The organism is Bradyrhizobium sp. CCBAU 11434 (assembly GCF_028128895.1).
Classification (GTDB): domain Bacteria; phylum Pseudomonadota; class Alphaproteobacteria; order Rhizobiales; family Xanthobacteraceae; genus Bradyrhizobium; species Bradyrhizobium zhengyangense.
Genome location: NZ_LBJX01000011.1, coordinates 826,253 through 846,292 on the forward strand (window position 1 = coordinate 826,253; position 20,040 = coordinate 846,292).

Here is a 20,040-nt window from a genome sequence, read left to right on the forward strand (position 1 = left end):
ACGCCAGATATGAATGATCGGCCGCACAGCCCGATTCAAGATCCGCGCGTCAACGCCGTGATCGCGCGCCTGCAAGGCGCGCGGCAGCGGCCCTCCGGTGGCGGCCCGCGCGGCGGCTCCGGCAGCCGCGATCCTCACGCCTATGCCGAGCAGGGCTTTTCGATTCATCCCGAGCAGGGCGAGTTGATCTATTTGTTGTGCCGCGGTTTGCGCGCCACCCGCGTCGTCGAGTTCGCGACCTCGGTCGGGATGTCCACGCTCTATTTTGCCGCCGCGCTCCGCGATAATGGCGGCGGCACGGTGATCGGCTCGGAGATCGTGCCGGCCAAGGTCGAAGCCGCCAAGCGCAATCTGGCGGAAGCGGGACTGGCCGACTATGCCGAGATCCGCGACGGCGACGCCCGCAAGACGCTGCGCGATCTCGGCGGCCCCGTCGACTTCGTGCTGATTGACGGCTGGCCGGGCGAGGGTGGCCCCTCGCTCGCCCGCGAAGTGATCGAGATCGTTGCGCCGCAGCTGCTCGTCGGCGGCTATGTCATGAATGACAATGCCGAGCCCGACTTTCTCGCCTTCATCCGCGATCCCAAAAGCGGCTTTGTGTCGATGACGCTGCCGCTCAAGGGCGGCACGGAACTGTCATTGAAGGTGAAGTGAGGCACAAGCCCTTGCGTTGCCTGACGGGCTAAAGCACGCCGCGAGGACGCAAATGTGTCTCTGCGTGGTCGGGCGAATTGAAAGAGCGCAGCGCGGTTGCTCACACTCCATCGGTTGTTGATGGAGTGATGCGCCGCTTTGTGAATTGTGCCCGCGGCTCAGTTGGCTACCATGAGATGGCTTCGGGAACACGGAGCCAGCAGCAAGCGGAGGCGACATGAGTGCGCAGGAACGCAAAGTTAAGGGATCGGACCTGTTCGTCGCGGCGCTGGAGAACGAAGGGGTTGACCGCATTTTTGGCGTGCCTGGCGAGGAAAATCTCGACCTCGTCGAATCGCTGCGCACCTCGAAAATCGAGCTGGTGCTGACCCGTCATGAGCAGGCCGCTGCCTTCATGGCCGCGACCCATGGGCGATTGACCGGCAAGCCTGGCGTCTGCCTCTCCACGCTCGGCCCTGGCGCTCTGAATCTCTCCACCGGTGCGGCCTATGCGAATCTCGGCGGAATGCCGATGATCCTGATCACCGGCCAGAAGCCGATCATGAGCAGCCGGCAGGCGCGCTTCCAGATCGTGGACGTGGTCGCGACCATGAAGCCGCTGACAAAGCTGTCGCGACAGATCGTCAGCGCCTCGTCGATTCCAACAGTGGTGCGCGATGCCTTCCGCGTGGCGATGGAGGAGCGGCCGGGACCGGTGCATCTCGAATTGCCCGAGGACATCGCAGGCGACGAGGTCGAGGCCGTTCCCGTGATCCCGGTCCATCCGATCGAGATCCCGGTCGCGCATCGCGCCGCGCTCGACCGTGCCGCCGAGATGATTCTGGCCGCAAAGCGTCCGCTGGTGATGATGGGCGCCGCGACCAGCCGGCCGCGGTCGACCCACGGCATTGCGAGCTTCGTGCGGCGGACCGGCATTCCGTTCTTCACCACCCAGATGGGCAAGGGCACCGTGCCCGGCGGCACCAATCTCTACATGGGCACCGCGGCGCTGTCCGAGCGCGACTATGTCCACGATGCCATCGATGCCGCCGATCTTATCATTGCGATCGGCCACGATCCGATCGAGAAGCCGCCCTTCATCATGGGGCCATCAGGGCCGAAGGTCATTCACGTCAGCTACACCTCGGCCAGCGTCGAACTGGTCTATTTTCCCGATGCCGAAGTGGTCGGCGACGTCGGTCCGAGCCTGGAGCTGCTCGCCGACCGGCTCGAAGGCAAGCTGCCGCAGGCGGCGGCGCTGTTGCCGCTACGCGAAGGGATCCTCAATCACATCGCCGACCGCGCCACTGAAGCGCGCTGGCCGCCGACGCCGCAGCGCATCGTGCACGACATCCGCCAGGTCATCCCGGAGAACGGTATCGTCGCGCTCGACAACGGCATGTACAAGATCTGGTTCGCGCGCAACTATCGCACCCGTGTCGCCAACACGCTGCTGCTCGACAACGCACTGGCGACGATGGGCGCCGGCCTGCCGTCGGCGATGATGGCCGCGATGCTCTATCCCGATCGCCGCGTACTCGCAGTGGCCGGCGACGGCGGCTTCATGATGAACAGCCAGGAGATGGAGACCGCGGTCCGCCTCAAGCTCAACCTGGTCGTGTTGGTGCTGGAGGACAACGCCTACGGCATGATCCGCTGGAAGCAGGCGGTCGATCATTTCGCCGACTACGGCATGACCTTCGGCAATCCCGACTTTGCGCTTTACGCCAGGGCCTATGGCGCCAAAGGCCATCGTATCGAAAGCATCGACAGCTTCGGTCCGACGCTGGATGCCGCCTTCAAGGAGGGGGGCGTGCACCTGGTCGCGATCCCGATCGACTATTCGGAGAACGTGCGGGTGCTGATCGACGAGCTGCGGGCGCGGCAGAGATAGCAGCAACTCTGCGGAAATTGCCCGGGAGGATCATACCAGCCATTCCTTGATATATATCGTTCTACGATATATTTCAGGCGCGAAGAATCCTCCCGACAAGAGACATTCATGCGCCAGACCCCCGACATCGCCGGCGGCCTCCCGCGTCCTCGCGGCAAGCCCGGAGATTTTACCGCCGACCGCCGTGTTCTGGTCCTGATCGGCATGGCGCTGCTGGTCGGCAGCATCAGTGCCGGGGCCGCCTGGGTGCTGCTGAAGCTGATCGCGCTGGTGACCAATCTGGTCTGGTTCGGTCACCTGAGCACCGCGAACGTCTCGCTGGCGAACGCCCATCCAGGGATCTGGATGGTGCTCGCGCCGGCGCTGGGCGGGCTGGTGATCGGGCTCATGGCGCGGTTCGGCTCGGAGAAGATCCGGGGCCACGGCATACCCGAGGCGATTGAGGCGATCCTGATCGGCGGCAGCCGGATGCAGCCGAAGGTCGCGATCCTGAAGCCGCTGTCATCGGCGGTGTCGATCGGAAGCGGCGGCCCGTTCGGCGCCGAGGGACCGATCATCATGACAGGCGGCGCGATCGGATCGATCTTCGCCCAGTGCTTCCATCTCACCGCGGCCGAGCGCAAGACGCTGCTGGTTGCAGGCGCTGCCGCCGGCATGACGGCCATCTTCGGCACGCCGATCGCCGCGGTGCTGCTCGCGGTCGAATTGCTGCTGTTCGAATGGAAGCCGCGCAGCTTCCTGCCCGTGGTGACGGGGGCGGTGATCTCGGCTGCGTGGCGTCCGCTGCTGTTCGGGACCGGACCGCTGTTTCCGTTTGCGGAGCGGACGGACCTGCCTTGGTGGGGCCTCGCGGCTGCGATCGGCGTCGGCATTGTTGCCGGCCTGCAATCGGGGCTGATGACGCGGCTGCTCTACGCGATCGAGGATTTGTTCGATCATCTGCCTGTGCACTGGATGTGGTGGCCGATGCTTGGCGGCCTCGTCGTCGGCCTTGGCGGGCTGATCGATCCGCGCGCGCTCGGCGTCGGCTACGATGTCATTGCCGATCTGTTGTCCGGCCACATGGTGCGCGACGAAGCGATCCGGCTGTTGCTGGTGAAGTCAGTGATCTGGGTGGTCGCGCTGAGCTCGGGCACGTCGGGCGGCGTGCTGGCGCCGCTGCTGATCCTCGGCGGCACCGCCGGCTGGATGGAGGGCTTGGTGCTGCCCGGCGGCGCGTCGTTCTGGGCGCTGGTCGGCATGGCCGCGATGATGGGCGGCACGATGCGCTCACCGCTGACAGGCGTGATGTTCGCGATCGAGCTGACCGGCAATATCGACATGCTGCTGCCGCTGCTGGCGGCGACCGGCGCCGCGCATGCCGTCACCGTGCTGTTGCTCAAGCGCTCGATCCTGACCGAGAAGATCGCGCGCCGCGGCCAGCATATCACCCGCGAATACGCCATTGATCCGTTCGAGCTGATGCGCACGGCCGACGTCATGGTGACTAATGTCGACACGCTGCCGGTCGACATGACCATCGACACGGCGGTGGCGTTTTTCACCTCCGACCAGCGCCGTCACAAATCCTATCCCGTTGTCGCAGCCGATGGACGGCTGACCGGCATGGTGACCCGTGCCGATGTACTGCGCTGGCGCACCGAGGGCGATCATCAGGCGGCAACGCTCGATGACGTCGCGTCGGACAGCTCGAGCGTGGTGGCGCATCCCGATGATGTGCTGGGGCGGGTCGCCGATCTCATGGTTGCCTCCGATCTCGGGCGGCTGCCGGTGGTCGATCGCGTCAGCCATCGCGTGGTTGGCCTCGTCGCTCGCAAGGATTTGCTGCGAATTCGCGCGGTCGTGAACGCGCAGGAGGAGGACCGCAACGCATATTTCCTGCGCGAAAAGGCGCTTGTGCCGGAGGCGCGGATCGCGGAAGGTCAGCCCCTCTGAACTCCAGCACCGACAGGAATGAGCATGACTCGCGTTCGTTGTGTTACCGAGATGGGCATGGGCGTCGACGTTCACGGCAGGGACGCCACCAAGGCGGCGAAACGCGCGGTGTCTGATGCCATCAGACATTCGAGTCTCGGCTTCTTCCGGATGATCGGCAAGACCGCGAACGACATGTTCGTCGACGTTACCATCGGCGTGCCCAACCCTGAGGCCGTCGACAAGGATGCGGTCGCCAAGGAGCTTCCTTCGGCACCGTGACCGTCACCGCGGTCAAGGGCGGGCTGGAGATTCCCTCGGCCACGGAAGTGGCGAACGATCCCATCCTCATCGCCAATGCTGCCGTCATCGTCAGCTTCGACAAGGACTAGACCGGTGTCCGACAGCGATGAAGCATTATTGGATCGTCCGATCTGGAGCGCGCTGACGACGAGCCATAAACATCTGGCCGAGGGCGGCCCACGCGCGCTACGCTATCCCGTGGACATGACGCCGTTCGCCGACATGGTCGACATGTCCGCTGAGAGTTTCGCCGCGCTGGGCGATCTCATGGCGCCCTCGCAGGTTGTCGCGCTGTTCACGCCGGAGGCGGTCGACGTTCCCGCCGGCTTCAAGGTGGTGCTGGCCGAGAGCGGTGACCAGATGATCGGCTCACCCGCCGACGGCCCGCTCCGTGATGCCGAGATCGTCACGCTCGGGAAGGCCGACGTGCCCGCGATGACGGCACTGACCACCCTGACCAAGCCCGGGCCGTTCGCCGCGCGGACGCACGAGCTCGGGACCTTCCTCGGCATTCGTGCCGGCGGCGAATTGGTCGCGATGACGGGCGAGCGGATGAAGCCGGGCAAGTTCGTCGAGATGACGGCGGTCTGCGTCCACCCCGATTATCGCGGGCGTGGCTACGCGCAGGCGCTCCTCGCGGCTGTCGCGCGCCGGATCGAGGCGCGCGGCGAAATTCCGTTCCTGCACGTGTTTTCGAACAACGCATCCGCCATCGCGTTGTACGAGCGACAGGGCATGCGCATCCGTCGCCGGCTGCACGTGACGGCATTCATGAAGCAGGGGTGAGAGCCCGGCACGTACGCCGGAGCGGGCGCATCGGCTCGCGTCGTCGACGAGCAGCGAGTTCGGCTGCTCAATCTGCTCCGCGAACGGGCTTCCCCGCGGCTGATTTGTTGCTATATCCATCGCAATCATCTCGGGGAGGAACCGATTTATGGACGCCAGGACGCCAGATTTTTCCGCCGCGCGGACGGCGATGCAGCGCTACGTCGATCAGGAGATCATTCCTGGCGTGTCCTGGGCGGTGCTGCGCGGGCGCGAGGTGGTCGATCAGCAATGCGTCGGCTTCGCCGATCGCGAGGCGAAGACCGTGCTCCGGCCCGACCATATTTTCCGCGCATTCTCCAACACCAAGATATTCGTCACCTCCGCGATCATGCTGCTGGTCGAGGAAGGCCGCATCGGACTCAATGACCCCATCGAGAAATTCCTGCCGCAGCTCGGCAATCGCAAAGTGCTCAAGCAGGGCGCCTCGAGCCTTGCCGATGTCGAGCCGGCAAAAAGCTCGATCACGATCCGGCATCTGCTGACCCATACGTCCGGCCTCAGCTACGGCATCTTCGATCCCGGCACGGTGCTGTTCAAAGGCTACAACGACGCGCGCGTGCTCAATCCGCTGACGCCACTGACCGACATGATCGACAAGCTCGCCGATCTGCCGCTGTCCTATCATCCCGGTACGAGCTGGGAATACTCAGTGGCGACCGACGTGCTCGGCCGCGTGGTCGAAGTCGTCGCGGGCAAGCCGCTGGATGTCGTCTTCAAGGCGCGCATCTTCGATCCGCTCGGCATGACCGATACGGGTTTCTTCGTGCCCGAAGCGAAGCAGGGCAGGTTGGTCGCACATTACACCGGTGCCGACGTGCTCGATCCGATGAAGCCCGGTCTCACGCGCGCCGACAATCTGCCTTTTCCGCAGGCCTATCGACACCCGTTCCCGCGCCTGTCGGGTGGCGGCGGACTGGTCTCGACCCTGCCTGATATGCTGGCCCTGGTGAAGGCGCTGCTCCCCGGGCCGGATGCGCTGCTGAAGCCGGAGACGCTGCAGCAGATGATGACCAATCAGCTGCCGGCAGGTCAGACCATCCGCTTTGCCAATCTCGGGCCGATGCCTGGCAAGGGCTTTGGCCTCGGCGGCGCATTGACCTTCGCGCCGACGCCGTTCGATCCGCCGAATTCCACCGGCGAATTCCAGTGGGGCGGGCTCGCCGGCACCCATTGGTGGATCTGCCCTGAGGCCAATACCGCTGGCGTGCTGATGGCGCAGCGCCATCTCGGTTTCTGGAATCCGTTCTTCTTCGAGTTCAAGCGCCTGGCCTACCAGGCCGTCGGAGCCTGACCGCAAAAAATTGCGCATCCCCGCGAATCCTTTTCGGCCGTCGCGCCCTCCTAGTGGTCGAGGCAATCCGCCTCAACTCATTTGGGAGGATGCGATGGGGTTCTACAGGAAGAATATCGGCGGCCTGCACCAGGCGGTGCGGGTTGCCGCCGGGATCGCGGTCGCGGTCGCCGCCTTTGTCTATTTCACCGGCGCGTTGGCCTGGCTGGTCGCGCTCGGCGGCGCTGGCTTCGCGCTGACCGGCCTCGTCGGCTATTGCCCGATGTGCGCGATGGCGGGTATCGACCGGGGAGGCGTCTCGTGAGTGCGGCGGCGATCTCGCAAAACCTGTTCGAGGCCGCGCGGCTCGGCGACATCAAGGCGATTGCCCGCCTGCTCGAGACGGCGCAGCCTGACATCCGCCGCTACGCACGAGCGACGTGCCGCAGTTCGGCGGATGCCGAAGATGCCTCGCAGGAGACGCTGTGGATCCTGTTCCGGCATGTCGGCACGATCCGCTCGCTGCTCGCGTTGTCTGCCTGGTTGTTCAGCGTCGTTCGCCGCGAATGCCTGCGGCTCGCACGCAAAGCGGGCTTGGCCGTGCCTGTCGGTGACAGCGAGACGGAGGTCGCATTGCTCGCGCGGCCCGAGGCTGAACTGCGGCTCGATGTTGCCGCGGCGTTAGAAGCGCTGCCGCCGCATTACCGCGATGTCGCGCTGATGCGCGACGTCAGGGAAATGACCATCGATGAAATCGCCGAAGCCCTCGGTGCGACGCGGCAGACCGTGAAAGCTCGGCTGCATCGCGCCCGTGCCTTGATGCGCGAATACCTGACGAGATAAGTCATGACCGACTATCAGAGTTCTGACGACTTGAAATCGATTCCCGCTTTCGTCGCGCTGGCGCCGGTCGAGGCCAACGCGTTCCTCGCGTTCAACCATGCGGTCGAGCGCAAGGACGGATTGATCCCGCCCAAATATCGCGAGCTGATCTCGCTCGCGGTCGCGCTGACGACGCAATGCGCCTATTGTCTCGACGTGCATGCGGCGCAGGCGGCGAAGGCAGGCGCCACGCGCGAAGAAGTCGCGGAGGCCGCGTTGATCGCAGCCGCTGTGCGCGCCGGCGGCACGCTTGGCCATGCGCTGCTGGCGCAGCGGCTGTTTGACGGACATCGCGGCGAGGGAGAAAACTAGATGTTGTGGGTGGGAGGCCATGCCTCCCACCCACGATTTGCGTTAGTCCTTCCACGGATCAAATTCGCCTTCGCCGGCCATGGCGACGGCGAACGGCCGCAGCGTGTGCAGCACCCGCACGGTGCCGGCGTGCTGCGCGAGCACGTCGGGCAGGCGACGATAGGCCATCGGGCTCTCGTCGAGGTCGGCACCGATCAAGGTGACGCCGCGTTCGTTGAGCCAGCGGTCCATCTCGGCGCGCGAGAAGCGGCGCTTCGCTTCCTTTCGCCCGAACATGCGGCCGGCGCCGTGCACGGTCGAGTAGAGCGAAGCCTTGGCTTCCGGACTGTCGACGCCTTCGAGGATGACGGCGTCGTCGCCCATCGAGCCGCCGACAAATCCCTTCTGGCCGGGAAACGCCGGTGTCGCCCCCTTGCGCACCACCCACAGATCCTTGCCGTCGTGGATCTCACGCCAGGCATAGTTATGGTGGTTGTGCACGCTCTCGGTCACGCTGCCGCCGATGATCTGGCGGACGCGTTCGACGACCCACTCGCGGCCCGCATAGGCATAACGCCCGGCGAGCTGCATCGCCGCAATGTAGCGACGGCCGAGCTCGGAATCCTCGTCGACCACGGCGGGCGGGACGTTCATGCCGTCCTTGCCGCCGGCGGCCTTGAGGTAGCGCGTCGCGGACGTATGCCCGAGGCCGCGGCTTCCGAAGTGGACACCGATCCAGACGAAGCCCTCTTCGTCGCGCATGAGGTCGACATAGTGGTTGCCCGATCCGACCGTGCCGAGCTGGCCCACCGCCTTCTGGCGGTAGGCCTCCATGTCGCTTTCGCGCCAGGCATCGCCGTCGTCGAATAACGCGTGCTCGGCCCGCTCTGCGTTGGCGCGGCCGACACCGAACGAGATCACCTTGGCGACGTCGCGGATGATCGTCGGAGCGACCGCCGCGATGTCGTCGAAGCGCGTGTCGAGCCGGGCCGCCATATTGCCGCAACCGATGTCGAAGCCGACGCCGGAGATGCTGATCTGCTTCTCGTAGGCGATGACCCCGCCGACCGGCTGGGCGTAACCGAGATGGCCGTCGGCGCAGATCACGCCGGACACGACGTTGCCGACCGCCATGCAATTGCGCATCTGGGCGATGGTCGCATCTTCATGCGGGCCGAAAATCTTCAGCGGCGCATTCTGGAAGCGGGCATCCTGCGGGCGCAGTGCGGCGATGGCGCCCGCGGTCGCATCGGCCTCGCGGGCCAGATGCTCCTTGCGCGCCGCGTCCTTGTATAAACACCAGGCCGGCCGGCCGCGTCCCTCGCCAACGCGCGAGTCCGGATCGACGCCGGCAGCGAGGCAGAGCTCTCGGGCGCGTTCCATGTAGGGATCAGGTCGTCGCATGATCGTGTGTCCTGCTTTGCATTCCGCCCGCACCATAGCCGGGACGGGCGGATCATTTCAGAGGTTTCAGTGGCCCCGGGCGCGATGTCTTGCGTCCGGGGCGGTTGTTGTGGAGGGATCAATTCAATGCCATCTCCGACGCCGCGATCCACGCGACCACGGCCTCGGAGAAGCCGTTGACGCGGGTCCAGGCGCCGTGGCCGACGCCGTGCTGATACGAGGCCACCTTCACCATGGTGCCGTGCGCCTTTGGCTCGCTCACGCGGTCGTGGCTCTGCTCGTCGGTGAAGACGATCAGTCGATCGCCCTTGCGGTCGATCTCCGCCACTGCCTTGCCAAGCCAGGTCCCGCTATGGGCCTGCGAGTTGATGATCGCGTCCCGAAGCGCGAAGCCGCGGCGGGGAGGGACCTTCACCACCTTGTCGGAGAAGGTGAAGATCTCGACCTCGTCGCAGATCTCGCGCGCCAGGATGGCAAGACCGCACGCCGCCTCCGCCCGCGTCATTTCCGACTGTGCGGAGAGCGGCGTGAACATCGAGCCGGATACGTCGATCAGGAGCCGGGTGCGGCCGGGAAGCCGCACATGATCCTTGACCGACTTGAGCATCGCAGTCTCGAGCTCAGGCTCGAAGTCCGGCGCGTAGCGCGCCGCTGTGATGAAGCGATAGGGAAGGATACGATCCGTCCGCATCGCCTCGATCGCGCCTGCGATGGTCTCGCGCGGGACCTCCGCATTCTGCATCAGCCGCAGGTTACGCAGCAGCGCCAGTCCGCCGAGCTTCTTCTCGGCGATCAGCCGCTCGAAGGTCTCGCGCTTGCTCTTGCCGGCCGAGAGCGAGACCTCCCAGGTGTCGGGGGAGGCAAGCTCGCCATCGACGAGCTGCTTCCACACCTTTTCCTGCTCGGCGTCCTTCGGCTTGGCGTGCACCAGGAACAGCACGTCCCGGATGCGCACCGCGCCGTCGCGGTCGTACTTCGCGAGCTGGTAGGCGTCGAACTTGGTCAACGCGCGGGCAAGGCCTTTCTTGACCTGCGCGGAGACCGGCTGACGCTTGCGCTGCTGCATCGGCCCAAGCGCATCCGCCCAGTAGATCGCGAGCAGCTCCGTCATCTCGTCGGGGCGCTGGATCACCTGGGCAAGCGTGTCGGCGACGAGCGCGCGATGCTTTTCGCTGCGCGCCATCTCGCGGATGACGAGCAGAGGCGCGTGCCGCAGCTTCATCACCTCGCGCGCCTCGATCGCGAGCTGCGCCACGCGGGCAGGAGCGACCTTGGGCACGAGGGCCTTGATGCGGTCGGCGATGGAGACGCCGTCCTCGTAGAACTGGTCCTCCCACAGGAGGCAGTTCATCAGCGCCCGCTTCAGCTCCATCTCGGGCGTGAAGCGCACGGCGCGCGCACCCTCACGCGTGAAGGCGCGAACGATCTTGTTGAGCTTGACCATGACGGCCTCCTCTGGGTTGATGGGGAATGAAAGCGGTGCCGGGGAACAAACGAGGCTGTACTGCTCCTCTCGGAGCTTCGCAGAGCGGGCTCGATGTCCGAAGAAGATCGAGGCACTGCCGCTGCGATCACGAAGTAACAGCGCTCTTCACCACCGGCGGTGGGGATGAGAAAGACACGATCCGGGAACGGGCGATGCTGAGACCCCAGCTTGCAGCTTACCCTGCGTGCCGGGTAGCGCTCTATCCTCTGAGCTACCGGTGCACAGTACACCGGGCGGGATTCGAACCCGCGACCTCTCGATTATCAGTCGAAGTAACAGCGATCTTCACCACGGACGGTGATGGGGTTGGCGGGGAACGGGCGACGCTGTTGCTGCCCTTGCGGGCGATCCGCCTTTCGGCGCGCAGGGTTCGAACCTGCTCGGCGCTCTCGCGCCTTCACCACGAAGTAACAGACATCTTCACCACCGCCAGACCGATGCTTTCGCATCGGCTGTTGAGGGGTACGCTGGGGAACGGGCGATATCGGCTCTCAGTGACGACAACACAGGCGCCGTCCTTGCGGACGGATCCTGCGCCGGGCCGCGTGCGAACCTTTTCCGAGGCCGCATCCCGGTGCGTGTGTCAAAGGCGGGGTTCGAGCCCGCTTTACCGCGGAGGAAGTATCCGACATCTTCACCACCAGCGTCGGTTGAGCCGCGATCGTCGCGACAAACCGAACTACGAAATTTCTATCGCGGCGCTGTCGACGCGCCGCCAATTGCGAACCCTCAGGGTTCGCTCTGCCATCGGTTTCCGGCTCTTCGCCTCGTTCCCTCCGGCAGGCCCCGCGCGCTTGGGCACGCGCATCGTTTGCGCGAGCCCCGAGATCCGGGTCTCTCGTTCCGGCCATGGCCGGGATGTTCGAACGAGCCGCGCGGCGGGCAACAAAAAACCCTCCGGAGCGGCAGGCTCGGGAGGGTCCGTGAGAAGCGGACTGTCGATCTTGCGGTCAGGCAAGATCGCTCCCATGAGCCAGGCATGCGCAATCGATTGGCCGGAGGCCATTCGACAGTCGCGCAAATCTTTCGTAGCTGTGCTTCATCACTGGGTTCATGCGTTTACGAACGGAAGTGTTCGTGAGGGCGCGGGACATACGCCCGCAACTTGCGGATGTCAAGCGACGCGAATGTGAAACTCGCGAGACGGGAAAGCGCGACGTGCCAAACTATCTCGGTCTCGATGGATTTCGGTTCGGCTGGGTTGCTGCCTGGATCGACGAGCGCGGCCAACATGGATTCGATTATGCACCTGGCCTGACGCGTCTGCTTGCGATGCCGCATGCGCGTGCGATGATCGACATGCCGATCGGGCTGAAGCCGAGCGGCTATCGTACGTGCGATTTGCATGCGCGCGAACTCATCGGCCCCGCCGTGTTTCTCGGGGCTCGCCGCGACCTCTGGAGATTTCCGGACATGGCCGCGGCGAACGGGCATTACTGGGAGCGCGAAGGCAAGGGCAGGGGCATCTCCGCGCAGCTCTGGAATATCAGGGACAAGATCAGGGACGTCGACGAGATCATGACGCCGGCGCGGCAAGCGACGATCGGCGAGGCACATCCGGAATTGATCTTCTGGAATCTTGCGGGGTGCGTCCGGCTTGCGACGAAGACATCGGCGGATGGTCGCGAGCAGCGCATTGCACTGCTGATGCAGCGCGGCTTCACGCGTTTGCCGAAATGGCTGACGCACCGCCACGGCACCGGCATCGGCCGCGACGATCTCATCGATGCCTGTGCCTGCGCGGTCGCTGCACGCGACAGCACGGAGCGCGTCGGCGGCGATGAAATCGATCCGCGCGGTTTGCGGATGGAGATCAATTACTGATGCGGCCGGCGGGTCATACATTCGGGAAAAACAGGCAAATTATTTGAACCCCGCAGGAACTGGCGATGACCGGTCTGCGTTCCCCGTGCGAACCTGTTTGAGAGAAGCTCGTGCGATGAATGATGCCAGTCAGTTCGCGACCGCCATGCTCGCGCTCGTTTTCGTCGGAGCATTGCTCGTCACCGGGCAGCTCTTCATCGAGCAGCGCGCCCAACGCGACGCGGTCTACGCCACTACGCACCTGCTGCGGCCGTTGTGATCGAGATTCTTCGACAGAGATCGGTGTAACGACGGCCCGGCCTTGCGCCATGTCCCGGCTCGCCTAGATTAGTCAGAATCTCACGCAAGCAGCCGGGGTCCCCATGCCTGATTTATCCGTCTTTCCGATCACCACGCGTTGGCCGGCGAAGAATCCCGAATTGCTTCAGCTTTATTCGCTGCCGACGCCGAACGGCGTGAAGGTCTCGATCATGTTGGAGGAGATCGGGCTGCCGTACGAGGTCCATCTCGTCGATTTCGGCAAGGACGATCAGAAAACGCCGGAGTTCCTCTCCCTCAATCCGAACGGCAAGATCCCGGCGATCCTCGATCCCAACGGTCCAGGCGGCAAGCCGTTGCCACTGTTCGAGTCCGGTGCGATCCTGCAATATCTCGCGGAGAAGACCGGCAAGCTGCTGCCGCAGGATGCCGGGCGGCGCTATCAGACCCTCCAGTGGCTGCATTTCCAGATGGGCGGCATCGGGCCGATGTTCGGCCAGGTCGGCTTCTTCCACAAATTCGCCGGCAAGGACTTTGAGGACAAGCGGCCGCTGGAGCGTTACGTCGGTGAGTCCAAGCGCCTGCTCGGCGTGATGGAGACGCATCTGTCCGGGCGGCAGTGGTTCATGGATGACGAGTACACCATCGCCGACATTTCCATGCTCGGCTGGGTTCGCAACCTCATCGGCTTCTACGGCGCTGGCGATCTGGTCGCATTCAACCAGTTCAAATCGGTCGGTGCCTGGCTCGAGCGTGGGCTGGCGCGCCCGGCCGTGCAGCGCGGCTTGAACATTCCGAAGCGACCTTGAATCTAGCTCAGCGCCTTGTAGGTCATGTAGAGCGCCATCAGAGCGACGAGGGCGATCATGCTCCGGCGCAGCACCGTCTTGCTGACGCCGTTGGCCGCGCGGGCGCCGAGATCGGTCCCGACCCAGAGGCCGGCAACAATTCCGATGATGGCGGGCCAGCCGACCATCAGCCCCTTGCTCCAATAGATCCACGCTGCCGGAATGTTGGTCGGGATCACCGAGAAGATCAGGCTGACGAGTTGCGCCTGATGCTGTGGCACGCGCAAGCCCGCGGCGAGGCCGACTGTGATCGCGAGGCCGCCACCGATGCCCATGAAACCGGAGGAGAAACCGGCAAGCCCACCGATGAGGAGCAGGGGAGGCCAGGGCAATTTGTCGCGATCACCGGCGCCGTCCCCGTCCTTGCGGTCGCTCCGCAGGATCAGCAGCGCGATCAGCGCGACGAGATAGGCGACATAGGTCCATTGCAGCACCGCGTCGGAGACGGCGGCTGCGGCATAGCCGCCGCCCATACCGCCGATCAGAAATCCGATGCCGATCCAGACGATCCATGGCAACGGGCTGCGATTGCCGCTCTGCCAGTAACGGCGCGCGCCCGCGAGGCCCGTCGGCGGTATCTGCGTGATCAGCGACGTGCCCTGGGCGACGTGCTGTTCGGCGCCGAGCAGCAGCACGCTGAAGATGACGAGGCCGCCACCCGGACTGGTGCCGCTGAAGCCCGATGCCAGCCCCGCGACGAGGCCGACACCGCCGCCGGCGAGAAGCTCGTGAATCCAGGACATCGCTTACGTCCTGGTTCGCCGCTTCATATCGGCCGTGGTCGGGCGAAAGCCGTCAATCACGGTGGTGACCGTCGCCATGCAGGCTGCGACGTCAAAATCTTCGCCCCAGCATTTTTGCAGCACAAAGCCCTGGAAAATCGCGATCAGCATGCGCGCGATCGCATCGGCGCCGATGTCGCGCCTGATCAGGCCGTCGTGTTGCCCGCGCTCGACCAGCGCCACGATCAGCGCGCGCGGCATGTCGATGCCCTCGACGACGCTGATACGAACGCGGCGGTTGCGCAGCGCCTCGGCCCAGCCGTGGATGCCGACACGGCGCCGTGCTTCGCCCATCGGGTCGGTCAGCCACTGCGCATAGACGCGCGCCAGCGCGTGCAGTCCCTCGATCGGATCGCCGGAGCCTTGTGCGACCGAGTTGAGGATAGCCTCGCGGCGATGCCGATCGTCGGCGAGCGCCTCGATCAGATCGTCCTTGCTCTGGAAGTAGAGATAGACCGCGCCGTGGCTCAGGCCCGACCGCTTGACGATGGCGGCCATGCCGGTCTGGTGAAATCCGTCTTCGGAGAAGCAGGCCAGCGCCGCTTCGAGGATCTGCTGACGCCGGTCTTCCCGCTTCTTGTCGCTGATCTTGGGCATCCATCCGGTCCATAAATAACTGACAGATCGATCGTTTTAGAAAAATGCCAAGACCAGCTCAGCTATAGCCGATCCATATAAAAAACGATCAGTCAGTCATTAATATTCGCGGAAAGGACCTTGGTCAAGCCTGGACGGCTGGGCCTTGGAAGGGAGGATGAAGTATGGGTGGCTGCGAAGGCGCTGCCGCCTAGAACAGCCGTCCGCCGTTCGGCACCGGCTTGCTCGGCTGCATCAGCACGACCTTGCCGTCGGCATCGGGGAAGCCGAGCGTCAGCACCTCCGAGACGACAGGTCCGATCTGGCGCGGCGGGAAATTGACGACGGCGGCGACCTGCTGTCCGACCAGTGTCTCGAGCGGATGGTTTTCGGTGATCTGTGCCGAGCTCTTGCGCACGCCGATGGCCGGGCCGAAGTCGATCCACAGCCGCCAGGCCGGCTTGCGCGCTTCAGGAAACGGCTTTGCGTCGACGATGGTGCCGACGCGGATATCGACTGCGAGGAACGTATTGAAGTCGATGGTCGGCGAGGCGGATGCGGCGGGATCGTGGGTGACGTGCATTGGTATGTCCGTTCGGAAGAGGTCGAAGGCGTCGTTCGCAATATTGTCGCGTGATCAGGAGTTGCGTACAACGCCACGGGACGTGAAACGCCCTAGAGATCACTCACGACGCATGCGCGAGGACCGTCTTGCCCAACATCATCTACGGTATCAAGAACTGCGACACCATGAAGAAGGCGCGCACTTGGCTCGACACTCATGGCGTCGCTTACGAATTCCACGATTATAAGGCGGCCGGCGTCGAAAAGGACAAGCTCAAGCAATGGAGCGACAAGCTCGGCTGGGAAACGCTGCTCAATCGTGCCGGTACGACCTTCAAGAAGTTACCCGACGCCGACAAGGAGGGCCTGACGGAAAAGAAGGCGCTGGCGCTGATGCTAGCGCAACCATCGATGATCAAGCGGCCTGTGCTCGAGATCGGCGGCAAGCTCCTGGTCGGGTTCAAGCCTGATATCTACGACAAGGAAGTCGGCGCAAAGGCACGCAAGAGCTAATTCAGCTCGATGATCTCGGCGCTGACGGCGGGACCGGACTGATCGGCGAATTCCACGACGTCGGCGGCCGCGATGCGGCCGGGGGCGCGGTGAAACAGATCGCGGTCGATCACCGTGCGCAGTTTCGGCCGCGGCGGCGCGTCATTTCCGCGCAGCAGATCCTTGATCTCGAAGCCGCCGTCCTCGCAGAAGGTCTTCACCGACGCGATGATGTGGCTGACCTTGTCGTCGGTCAGGAAAGGCAGCAACAGCCGTTCATAAGCGACGACACGGCCGTAGATGTCGTCGACATCGGCGACGCTATAGACCGGAAGTCCACGCGCGATGCATTCGTGATAGATCGGCATCACGAAAGGCGCCATTCGCGGCCCGACATAGTCCTCCAGCAGGATTCCCTTGCCGGTATGGCCGTAGGCGCGGGAGATCCGCGTGCCTTCGCTCTGGATGGTCAGGCGCGGCGTCGGCGTCGAATTGTCCACTGTGTAGTAGATGAGATCGGACAGCTCTTCCTCGAGCCGCGCGGGCTGATATTCCCAGATCGCAGGTGCAACCTGATGACGCGCGTAAAGTCGCAGCCACGTGTTCAGCAGGTCACGTTGCTTGATCGATTTGACGACGGAAGGAGCAGCGCTGGCAAAATCCAAAACAATAGTCCCGGCGAGTGAAACCCGCTGATAATCTCGCTCGCGGGAAAATTTTTGATGAAGGCTGGCGCACGGAAGCAAAGACCGTTAACGACGACTTGATGACCGGTGTCTTGTGAGCCGGGAAGCCGGCAGGCGACATCACGAGGCCTCCGACTAAGGGAGCATGAGGCTCCCCGCCAAAGGCCTGACCTGCTCAGCTTTCCGCCTTGCCTAACCCCCGTCACCTCCGGCATATTCCGCGCCCGGAGGCGGTGTTCCGGAACAGGCTCCAAGGCCTCCGGAAAGCCGAATTAACAAGGATAGCCACGCGTATTGCGCGGGCAGGGGGAAATCTGTTTGGCCGATGAGTTCATTCTCGAAACGGAAGGCTTGACCAAGGAGTTCGCGGGCTTCTTCGCCGTCCGCGACGTTGCGCTCAAGGTTCGCCGTGGGAGTATCCACGCGTTGATCGGCCCGAACGGTGCCGGCAAGACGACGTGCTTCAATCTTCTGACCAAGTTCCTCAAACCGTCTGCCGGAAAAATCCTGTACAAGGGACAGGACATCACCGCGATGGCGCCCGCAGACGTGGCACGCCTGGGGCTGGTGCGTTCGTTCCAGATCTCGGCGGTATTTCCGCATATGACAGCGCTGGAGAATGTCCGTGTCGCGCTCCAGCGCCAGCACGGCAGCTCCTTTGATTTCTGGCGCTCCAAGTCGGTGCTGAATCAGTTCAACGACCGGGCGCGCGAGCTATTGAACGATGTGGGTCTCAGCGAGTTCGCCAACACGCCAGCGGTCGAGATGGCCTATGGGCGCAAGCGCGCGCTCGAGATCGCAACCACGCTCGCGCTCGATCCGGAAATGATGCTTCTGGACGAACCGATGGCCGGCATGGGTCACGAGGACATCGACAAGATCGCGGCGCTGATCAAGCGGATCTCGGCGAAATACACCATCCTGATGGTCGAGCATAATTTGAGCGTCGTCGCCAATCTCTCCGACATCATCACCGTGCTGACGCGCGGGCAGGTGCTCGCGCAGGGGCATTATTCCGAGCTCACCAAGGACGAGCGCGTCAAGGAAGCTTATCTGGGAGCCGGTCATGCCTGAGACTGCAATGGCTGAGGCCCCGGTGACGGCTGCATCCGGCGGCAATATCCTCCAGGTTCGCAACTTGGAGGCCTGGTACGGCGAGTCCCACATCCTGCACGGGATCAATTTCGACGTGAATGCGGGCGAGGTCGTTACGCTGTTGGGGCGCAACGGCGCCGGCAAGACGACCACGTTGAAGTCGATCATGGGAATCATCGGCAAGCGTACCGGTTCGGTCAAGTTCAACAACCAGGAGATCATCCGCACGACCTCCGACAAGATCGCGCGCATGGGTATCGCGTTCTGTCCGGAGGAGCGGGGAATTTTCTCCAGCCTCGACGTGAAGGAGAACCTGCTGCTGCCACCGGTGGTGCGCGCAGGCGGATTGCCGCTCGAGCAGATCTTCGACCTGTTTCCGAACCTGAAGGAACGGCTGAGCAGCCAGGGCACCAAGCTGTCCGGCGGCGAGCAGCAGATGCTCGCGATCGCGCGCATCCTGCGCACCGGCGCAAGCTTTCTGATGCTGGACGAGCCGACCGAAGGTCTGGCACCCGTCATCATCCAGCAGATCGGTCACACCATTGCGCGGCTCAAGAAGGAGGGCTTCACGATCCTTCTGGTCGAGCAGAACTTCCGCTTCGCCTCCACCGTCGCCGATCGCTATTACGTGGTCGAGCACGGCAAGATCATTGACGGATTTTCCAATGCGGAGCTTGCCGCCAACATGGACAAGCTCCACACCTATCTCGGCGTCTAGTACGGCCAACGGTCGAACGGTCACGAGAGGATTTACGAGGGAAGTAGCATGACAAAGTCGATTGCATCGTTGTTGCTCGGCACGGCATTGGCCGTGACCACAGCTGGCGCCGCCTTCGCACAGGACAAAGCCGTCAAGATCGGCGCATTGTCCGATCAGTCCGGTCTCTATGCCGACCTCGGTGGGCCCGGCTCGACGCTTGCGGCGCAGATGGCGGTTGAAGATTCGGGCCTCGCCGCGAAGGGTTGGAAGATCGACATCATCTCGGGTGACCACCAGAACAAGCCTGACATCGGCACCGCGATCGCGCGGCAATGGTTCGACGTCGACAAGGTCGACATCATCGTGGACGTGCCGAACTCCGGCGTGGCACTCGCGGTCAACAATGTCGTCAAGGAAAAGAACGGCGTCTACATCAATTCCGGTGCGGCGACCTCGGACCTCACCAACGCGCAGTGCTCGCCGAACACCGTGCACTGGACCTACGACACCTACATGCTGGCTCACACCACGGGTCAGGCGCTGGTGAAGGCCGGCGGCGACACCTGGTTCTTCCTGACAGCAGACTACGCCTTCGGTGCGGCGCTGGAGCGCGATACCACTGCGGTCGTCACCGCCAATGGCGGCAAGGTGGTCGGCGGGGTCAAGCATCCGCTCAACACGCCGGACTTCTCCTCGTTCCTGCTCCAGGCGCAGGCCTCCAAGGCCAAGATCATCGGCCTTGCCAATGCCGGTGGTGACACCACCAACACGATCAAGCAGGCTGCCGAGTTCGGTATCGGCAAGGGGGGCCAGAAGCTCGCCGCGCTGCTGCTGTTCCTCACCGACGTCAAGGCGATCGGATTGGAGACCGCGCAGGGCCTCAACTTCACCGAGACGTTCTACTGGGACATGAACGACCAGACCCGGGCCTTCTCCAAGCGGTTCTCGGAGAAGATGAAGAACGGCGCGATGCCGACCATGGTGCAGGCGGGTGTCTATGCAGGCGTGCGCCACTATCTGAAGGCGCTGGAAGCGCTCGGCGGCAATCCGCATGACGGCGTCAAGGTCGTCGACAAGATGAAGTCGATGCCGACCGAAGACGATCTGTTCGGCAAGGGCGAGATCCAGCCGAACGGCCGCACCATCCACAACGCCTATCTGTTCGAGGTGAAGAAGCCCTCCGAGTCCAAGGGACCGTGGGACTTCTACAAGCTCGTCGGCACCGTGCCGGGCGATCAGGCGTTCACGCCGCTCTCCGAGAGCAAGTGCGCGCTGCTCAAGAAATAAGACCAACAGCCCGCCGGCTGCGT

21 protein-coding genes and 1 pseudogene are annotated in these 20,040 nt (G+C 63.9%); 16 read left to right on the top strand and 6 right to left on the bottom strand.

Annotated elements, in window-relative coordinates; all coding sequences use genetic code 11:
• The first annotated feature begins 9 nt into the window (after positions 1–9).
• From XI06_RS11360 to XI06_RS11400, 9 genes and pseudogenes are all read left to right on the top strand, one after another.
• Positions 10–654, top strand: a complete 645-nt coding sequence (locus XI06_RS11360; RefSeq protein WP_271605330.1) for an O-methyltransferase — start codon at positions 10–12, stop codon at positions 652–654.
• Between the two features lie 217 nt (positions 655–871).
• Entirely contained in the window at positions 872–2,527 is a 1,656-nt protein-coding gene (locus tag XI06_RS11365) for an acetolactate synthase large subunit (protein ID WP_271605331.1), read from the top strand.
• Positions 2,528–2,635: 108 nt separating this feature from the next.
• Positions 2,636–4,462, top strand: coding sequence for a chloride channel protein (locus XI06_RS11370; RefSeq protein WP_271605332.1), 1,827 nt, complete (start codon positions 2,636–2,638; stop codon positions 4,460–4,462).
• A 24-nt stretch (positions 4,463–4,486) separates the two neighbouring features.
• A pseudogene (locus XI06_RS11375) lies at positions 4,487–4,833 on the top strand (Lin0512 family protein).
• Positions 4,834–4,837: 4 nt separating this feature from the next.
• Positions 4,838–5,530 carry a GNAT family N-acetyltransferase gene (locus XI06_RS11380; RefSeq protein WP_271605333.1) on the top strand — a complete coding sequence of 231 codons (693 nt, stop codon included), beginning with the start codon at positions 4,838–4,840 and terminating at the stop codon, positions 5,528–5,530.
• 148 nt (positions 5,531–5,678) lie between these two features.
• Positions 5,679–6,863 (top strand): serine hydrolase domain-containing protein, encoded by a 1,185-nt coding sequence (locus XI06_RS11385; RefSeq protein WP_271605334.1) that lies wholly within the window; start codon positions 5,679–5,681, stop codon positions 6,861–6,863.
• A gap of 94 nt (positions 6,864–6,957) precedes the next feature.
• Entirely contained in the window at positions 6,958–7,167 is a 210-nt protein-coding gene (locus XI06_RS11390) for a YgaP family membrane protein (protein WP_237858443.1), read from the top strand.
• Positions 7,164–7,685 (top strand): RNA polymerase sigma factor, encoded by a 522-nt coding sequence (locus XI06_RS11395; RefSeq protein ID WP_271605335.1) that lies wholly within the window; start codon positions 7,164–7,166, stop codon positions 7,683–7,685. Before XI06_RS11390 ends, XI06_RS11395 begins: the two co-directional genes overlap by 4 nt.
• A 3-nt stretch (positions 7,686–7,688) precedes the next feature.
• On the top strand, positions 7,689–8,036 hold the full coding sequence (locus tag XI06_RS11400) for a carboxymuconolactone decarboxylase family protein (protein WP_271605336.1): 348 nt from the start codon (positions 7,689–7,691) through the stop codon (positions 8,034–8,036).
• 42 nt (positions 8,037–8,078) lie between these two features.
• Here the strand turns inward: XI06_RS11400 and XI06_RS11405 are convergent, their stop codons facing one another.
• Both XI06_RS11405 and XI06_RS11410 read right to left on the bottom strand, forming a co-directional pair.
• Positions 8,079–9,419 carry an RtcB family protein gene (locus XI06_RS11405; protein WP_271605337.1) on the bottom strand — a complete coding sequence of 447 codons (1,341 nt, stop codon included), beginning with the start codon at positions 9,417–9,419 and terminating at the stop codon, positions 8,079–8,081.
• A 118-nt stretch (positions 9,420–9,537) separates the two neighbouring features.
• A complete protein-coding gene (locus XI06_RS11410; RefSeq protein ID WP_271605338.1) occupies positions 9,538–10,863 on the bottom strand; it encodes a TROVE domain-containing protein in 1,326 nt (441 codons plus the stop codon).
• A gap of 1,200 nt (positions 10,864–12,063) precedes the next feature.
• Here XI06_RS11410 and XI06_RS11415 point away from each other — a divergent pair.
• The 3 genes from XI06_RS11415 (at position 12,064) to XI06_RS11425 (ending at position 13,796) form a co-directional block, all read left to right on the top strand.
• Positions 12,064–12,729: a DUF429 domain-containing protein gene (locus tag XI06_RS11415; protein ID WP_237858434.1), complete on the top strand. Its 666-nt coding sequence runs from the start codon at positions 12,064–12,066 to the stop codon at positions 12,727–12,729.
• 115 nt (positions 12,730–12,844) lie between these two features.
• Positions 12,845–12,988 carry a hypothetical protein gene (locus tag XI06_RS11420; protein ID WP_237858431.1) on the top strand — a complete coding sequence of 48 codons (144 nt, stop codon included), beginning with the start codon at positions 12,845–12,847 and terminating at the stop codon, positions 12,986–12,988.
• Positions 12,989–13,091: 103 nt separating this feature from the next.
• Entirely contained in the window at positions 13,092–13,796 is a 705-nt protein-coding gene (locus XI06_RS11425; RefSeq protein WP_237858429.1) for a glutathione S-transferase family protein, read from the top strand.
• A gap of 2 nt (positions 13,797–13,798) precedes the next feature.
• On the opposite strand, the gene XI06_RS11430 is transcribed toward XI06_RS11425, so the two are convergent.
• The 3 genes from XI06_RS11430 to XI06_RS11440 all read right to left on the bottom strand — a co-directional run bounded on the left by XI06_RS11430 (position 13,799) and on the right by XI06_RS11440 (position 15,776).
• Positions 13,799–14,578: a sulfite exporter TauE/SafE family protein gene (locus XI06_RS11430; protein ID WP_271605339.1), complete on the bottom strand. Its 780-nt coding sequence runs from the start codon at positions 14,576–14,578 to the stop codon at positions 13,799–13,801.
• A gap of 3 nt (positions 14,579–14,581) precedes the next feature.
• Entirely contained in the window at positions 14,582–15,214 is a 633-nt protein-coding gene (locus tag XI06_RS11435; RefSeq protein WP_237858427.1) for a TetR/AcrR family transcriptional regulator, read from the bottom strand.
• Positions 15,215–15,404: 190 nt separating this feature from the next.
• Entirely contained in the window at positions 15,405–15,776 is a 372-nt protein-coding gene (locus XI06_RS11440; RefSeq protein ID WP_128961888.1) for a tRNA-binding protein, read from the bottom strand.
• Positions 15,777–15,904: 128 nt separating this feature from the next.
• On the opposite strand from XI06_RS11440, the gene XI06_RS11445 reads away from it, so the two are divergent.
• Positions 15,905–16,270: an ArsC family reductase gene (locus XI06_RS11445; protein WP_237890192.1), complete on the top strand. Its 366-nt coding sequence runs from the start codon at positions 15,905–15,907 to the stop codon at positions 16,268–16,270.
• Here the strand turns inward: XI06_RS11445 and XI06_RS11450 are convergent.
• On the bottom strand, positions 16,267–16,914 hold the full coding sequence (locus XI06_RS11450; RefSeq protein WP_237858415.1) for a PAS domain-containing protein: 648 nt from the start codon (positions 16,912–16,914) through the stop codon (positions 16,267–16,269). The genes XI06_RS11445 and XI06_RS11450 overlap by 4 nt on opposite strands.
• A gap of 339 nt (positions 16,915–17,253) precedes the next feature.
• Here XI06_RS11450 and XI06_RS11455 point away from each other — a divergent pair, with 339 nt between their 5' ends.
• From XI06_RS11455 to XI06_RS11465, 3 genes are read left to right on the top strand one after another with little or no spacing between them, the layout of a single operon-like run.
• Entirely contained in the window at positions 17,254–18,009 is a 756-nt protein-coding gene (locus XI06_RS11455) for an ABC transporter ATP-binding protein (RefSeq protein WP_027535192.1), read from the top strand.
• Positions 18,002–18,748 (top strand): ABC transporter ATP-binding protein, encoded by a 747-nt coding sequence (locus XI06_RS11460; RefSeq protein ID WP_237858412.1) that lies wholly within the window; start codon positions 18,002–18,004, stop codon positions 18,746–18,748. The genes XI06_RS11455 and XI06_RS11460 overlap by 8 nt, the downstream gene beginning before the upstream one ends.
• A gap of 48 nt (positions 18,749–18,796) precedes the next feature.
• Entirely contained in the window at positions 18,797–20,017 is a 1,221-nt protein-coding gene (locus XI06_RS11465) for an ABC transporter substrate-binding protein (protein ID WP_237858411.1), read from the top strand.
• The last annotated feature ends 23 nt before the right edge of the window (positions 20,018–20,040 follow it).

Coding starts and splice junctions, on each gene's coding strand:
- XI06_RS11360 (WP_271605330.1), top strand. CDS start 10: ATGAATGATCGGCCGCACAGCCCGATTCAAGATCCGCGCGTCAACGCC.
- XI06_RS11365 (WP_271605331.1), top strand. CDS start 872: ATGAGTGCGCAGGAACGCAAAGTTAAGGGATCGGACCTGTTCGTCGCG.
- XI06_RS11370 (WP_271605332.1), top strand. CDS start 2,636: ATGCGCCAGACCCCCGACATCGCCGGCGGCCTCCCGCGTCCTCGCGGC.
- XI06_RS11385 (WP_271605334.1), top strand. CDS start 5,679: ATGGACGCCAGGACGCCAGATTTTTCCGCCGCGCGGACGGCGATGCAG.
- XI06_RS11390 (WP_237858443.1), top strand. CDS start 6,958: ATGGGGTTCTACAGGAAGAATATCGGCGGCCTGCACCAGGCGGTGCGG.
- XI06_RS11400 (WP_271605336.1), top strand. CDS start 7,689: ATGACCGACTATCAGAGTTCTGACGACTTGAAATCGATTCCCGCTTTC.
- XI06_RS11405 (WP_271605337.1), bottom strand. CDS start 9,419: ATGCGACGACCTGATCCCTACATGGAACGCGCCCGAGAGCTCTGCCTC.
- XI06_RS11410 (WP_271605338.1), bottom strand. CDS start 10,863: ATGGTCAAGCTCAACAAGATCGTTCGCGCCTTCACGCGTGAGGGTGCG.
- XI06_RS11420 (WP_237858431.1), top strand. CDS start 12,845: ATGAATGATGCCAGTCAGTTCGCGACCGCCATGCTCGCGCTCGTTTTC.
- XI06_RS11425 (WP_237858429.1), top strand. CDS start 13,092: ATGCCTGATTTATCCGTCTTTCCGATCACCACGCGTTGGCCGGCGAAG.
- XI06_RS11430 (WP_271605339.1), bottom strand. CDS start 14,578: ATGTCCTGGATTCACGAGCTTCTCGCCGGCGGCGGTGTCGGCCTCGTC.
- XI06_RS11435 (WP_237858427.1), bottom strand. CDS start 15,214: ATGCCCAAGATCAGCGACAAGAAGCGGGAAGACCGGCGTCAGCAGATC.
- XI06_RS11440 (WP_128961888.1), bottom strand. CDS start 15,776: ATGCACGTCACCCACGATCCCGCCGCATCCGCCTCGCCGACCATCGAC.
- XI06_RS11460 (WP_237858412.1), top strand. CDS start 18,002: ATGCCTGAGACTGCAATGGCTGAGGCCCCGGTGACGGCTGCATCCGGC.
- XI06_RS11465 (WP_237858411.1), top strand. CDS start 18,797: ATGACAAAGTCGATTGCATCGTTGTTGCTCGGCACGGCATTGGCCGTG.